This is a genomic window from Bifidobacterium italicum, assembly GCF_002286915.1.
GTDB classification, from domain to species: domain Bacteria; phylum Actinomycetota; class Actinomycetes; order Actinomycetales; family Bifidobacteriaceae; genus Bifidobacterium; species Bifidobacterium italicum.
The window spans coordinates 1-4212 of record NZ_MVOG01000047.1; the positions used below are offsets into that span (position 1 = coordinate 1).

At 60.9% G+C, this 4212-nt stretch carries 2 protein-coding genes; both read left to right on the forward strand.

Translation table 11 applies throughout. From position 1 onward, the window contains the following. Positions 1-251: S-layer homology domain-containing protein (locus B1400_RS10010; protein ID WP_095614019.1), on the forward strand; the 251-nt coding region annotated here is incomplete at its 5' end. 278 nt (positions 252-529) lie between these two features. Beyond that, the gene (locus tag B1400_RS08790; protein ID WP_162288211.1) at positions 530-4195 is read left to right on the forward strand and encodes an Ig-like domain-containing protein; all 3666 of its coding nucleotides are present in this window, start codon (positions 530-532) and stop codon (positions 4193-4195) included. Positions 4196-4212 lie beyond the last annotated feature (17 nt).

Consider the following 4212-nt stretch of genomic DNA (forward strand, 5'->3'; position numbering starts at 1 on the left):
ATATGGCGGTGTTCCTGTATCGGTATGCGAAGCTTGCCGGTGTGCAGGGTGCGGCGTCGTTTGCGCCGTCGGCTGCGGATTACCGTCGGTTCTCTGATGTGAAGCAGGGTACGTTCGGTGCCAAGGAGATCCTGTGGTGCGCGAATGCGGGTATTACGCTGGGTAATTCGGATGGTTCGTTCGGGTATGGCAGCAAGCTGACGCGTTCTGCGATGGCCGCGTTCCTGTACCGCCTCAACAAACTCATCTGAGCACACCTCAACAAGTGAGTGGAGATTCGGTGGGCATCATGCGATTCCAAGCCGATGACCACAACACTGTCACGCATCATTGATGCAGTAGGGGGCTTAGGTACAACCTTGTGCCTGAGCCCCTTTTTGCCATCCATCTGGATGGCAATCGCAAGAAGAGTTATTCAGGGAAGGGTAACTTCGATATGGTATTGACGGGTCGCCTTGCAGGCATTCGTAAAAAAACCGTCGCCGGACTGGTTGCCGCAGCAACGCTGCTCGGCGGATTGAGCCTCGGCATGGCAACGACGCAGACCGCTTCCGCGGCGCCGCTGCGCGACAGCTATGCGCAGACGGTGGGCAACGCCTCCTTTGAGGCCGCGCGCAACAAGTACGGTCTGACGAAGAACATGAGGGACGGCGCCACGCTGCATACCTTCATGTGGTCGTTCGAGACAATCAAGGAGCATATGGAGGAGATCGCCCAAGCCGGCTACACCTCCATCCAGATCAACAACGTGTCCGCCGTCAAGGACAACAGTGAGCTCGGCAAGGGCAACTGGTATCTCAACTGGTATTACATCTACCAGCCGATCAACACGACGATTGGCAACTACATCCTCGGCTCCGAGGACGAGTTCCGGCAGATGTGCGACATCGCGCATCAGTACGGCGTGCGTGTCATCGTCGACGCCGTCGCAAACCACTTCACCTCCGACTGGGACGTCATCGACCCGTCGTGGCAGAACGAAGACTACTTCCACCCTGCCAGGAAGATCAATGATTACAACGACCGCGAGGACTGCACGCAGGGCCAGCTTTCGGGACTCTGGGACCTCAACACCCAGAACTCCGAGGTAGCCAACCGCATGGCAGAGTTCTACAAGAAGGTCGTCGCCGACGGAGCCGACGGCTTCCGCTACGATGCCGCCAAGCACATCGAGCTCACCAACGAGGTCGGCAGTTCCCAGTATTGGAACACGATCCTGCCGAACGGCGCCCAGTACCAGTACGGCGAGGTCCTTCAGGACAAGAACGTGCGTGAAGCCGACTACGCCAACATGTTCGGCTCATCCTCCGTCGGAGGGGGCGGCATCACCGGCTCGAACTACGGTCAGGAGATGCGCAACTCGATGAACGACCGCAGCGTCGCCTCGCGATTCTTCACGGATCTGCGCAGCGGCACCTCCGCGGACAAGACGGTGACATGGATCGAGTCGCACGACAACTACTGCGATCGTCAGTCCGAAAAGTACACCGCGGACCAGGTGCGCGCCTCGTGGGCAGTGATGAACGCGATGGGACAGGGCATGACGTTGTTCTTCAACCGTCCGTATGCTTCCGGCGGTCAACAGGAATGGTTCTCCGAGAAGTCGAAGATCGGCGACGTCGGCGCCGATGACTGGAAGCATCCGGGCGTCGTGGCCTCGAATCACTTCCGCAATGCCATGGTGGGCACGGACATGAACATCACCAATTGCGGCGGAGACAACTGCGCGATGGTGGAGCGTTACAAGTCGGACGGCAACCCGTCGAACGACGGCGTGCTCGTCTCCACGACGGAACGCGGCGGCGCCAACCTCTCCGGCCTGAGCACGAAGCTAGACAACGGCACCTATAAGGACGAGGTCTCCGGTTCGACGATCACCGTCTCCGGTGGCAAGATTACGTCCGGCTCCGTGGAAGCCAACACCGTGGCCGCGTTCTACAACGCCAAGGTGGACACGACGCCGATTTCTTCGGCCGAGGCGATGCCGAACAAGGGCAGCTTCGAGGATACGAAGGACATCACGCTGCGCTCGTTCAATATGGCGAACGTCTCCTACGCGACCTCCGAAGGCGCCTCGGGCTCCTTCAAGGACGGTGATATCATCACGATCGGCGCGGCCTCTGCCGGCGGCAAGGACGTGACGGTCACAGTGACCGGCACCGGCAACAACGGTAAGCCGGTAAGCCACACCTACACCTATCACAAGGGTGCACAGACACCGGTCGAATCGGTGACGATCTCCGGCGACGGCGTGAACAACGGCCGCCTGAACATGGATCTGAACTCGACGACGAGTGCGCAGCTCACGGCAACCGTTACGCCGTCGGACGCGACCGTGCGCAATGTGGCATGGAGCTCCTCCGACCCGTCTGTCGCGACCGTCTCCTCGAGCGGTCTCGTGCGTGGCAAGAAGGCGGGTACGACGACGATCACGGCGACGGCAGGTGGCGTTTCCGCGTCGATCACGGTGATGGTGACCGGCGAGATCGTGACGCCGCAGGGCACGACCGTCTACTATCCGGCCGATAAGTTCGGCGTCGACTCCACCTACATCCACTACCGCGTCGGCACCGGCGCGTGGACGACCGCGCCCGGTGCGAAGATGGAGGAGGCCTGCGATGGCTACGTCTCCTTCACGATCGACAATCCCGACCAGCAGCCGGTCGAGCTGACGTTCAACAACGGCTCGGGCAACTGGGACAGCAACGGCGGCCAGAATTACAAGGGCAGCGGCGAGGACATCCTCGTCGAGAACGGCAAGCTCACCGAAGGCGCCGCGCCGTGCGCGGTCATCCCGGTCGTGCCGGTGACCTCCGTCGCCATCAACAGCAACGACTTCTCGATCCAGGAAGGCGCTTCGAAGAAGCTTGCGGCGACCGTGCTGCCGGCGAACGCGACGAACCCGACCGTGACGTGGACGTCTTCGGACACCGCGGTCGCAACTGTCTCCTCGGACGGCACCGTCCGCGGCGTTAAGTCCGGCATCGCGAAGATCACGGCGACGGCCGACGGCAAGTCCGCCTCGGTGACCGTCACCGTGACCAAGGGCGGCGATCCGGTGGTTCCGGTTGAGTCGGTGTCGGTGTCGGGTATTGGTGTGTCGGGTGGTGCGGCGTCGATCAATGTCGGTGCTGGCCTGAATCTCAATGCGACGGTGCTGCCGAGCAATGCGACGGATCATGCGGTGTCGTGGAGCACATCGGACGCGTCGGTGGCGACGGTGTCGTCGACGGGTGCGGTGCGTGGCGTCAAGGCCGGTATCGCGACGATCACGGCGACGGCCGGCGGCAAGTCGGCATCGGTTCAGGTGACGGTCAAGGATAACGGCTCTGTCATACTGCCGGAGTCGATTACGATCACAGGCGACGGTATTTCCGGTGCCGAACTGTCGCTGGTGCAGAACAAGTCGGTGCAGCTGTCGGTGAAGGCGAACCCGTCGAATGCGACGCTTGGTGCCGTATCATGGTCGTCGTCGGATACCGCGGTGGCCACGATTGATGGCAATGGCAAGCTGACGGCGAAGTCTGAAGGCATCACCGCCGTCACCGCCACCGCAAGCGGTAAGTCGGCTGCTCTGCTGGTGACGGTGTCGAAGAATGGTGGTTCGTCTGATCGGTTCTCTGATGTGCCGGCTGGTGTGGCGTTCCATGATGAGATCGAGTGGTTGGCGGCGCAGGGTATCACGAATGGGTATTCGGATGGTCGTTTCGGTTATGGTGATCATCTGAGCCGTCAGGATATGGCGATCTTCCTGTATCGTCTGGCGAAGGTGCATGGTGTGGCGGGTGCCGCGTCGTTTGCGCCGTCGGCTGCGGATTACCAGCGGTTCTCTGATGTGAAGCAGGGGTCGTATGGTGCCAAGGAGATCCTGTGGCTGGCGAAGAACGGCATTTCGCAGGGTTCGAATGGCCGGTTCAATGGTAATGACAAGTTGACGCGTCAGGATATGGCGGTGTTCCTGTATCGGTATGCGAAGCTTGCCGGTGTGCAGGGTGCGGCGTCGTTTGCGCCGTCGGCTGCGGATTACCGTCGGTTCTCTGATGTGAAGCAGGGTACGTTCGGTGCCAAGGAGATCCTGTGGTGCGCGAATGCGGGTATTACGCTGGGTAATTCGGATGGTTCGTTCGGGTATGGCAGCAAGCTGACGCGTTCTGCGATGGCCGCGTTCCTGTACCGCCTCAACAAACTCATCTGACAGACAGACAAGCGCTC

Bases quoted from the DNA above. Each gene is read 5' to 3' on its own strand.
- B1400_RS08790 (WP_162288211.1), top strand. From the start codon at position 530: ATGGCAACGACGCAGACCGCTTCCGCGGCGCCGCTGCGCGACAGCTAT.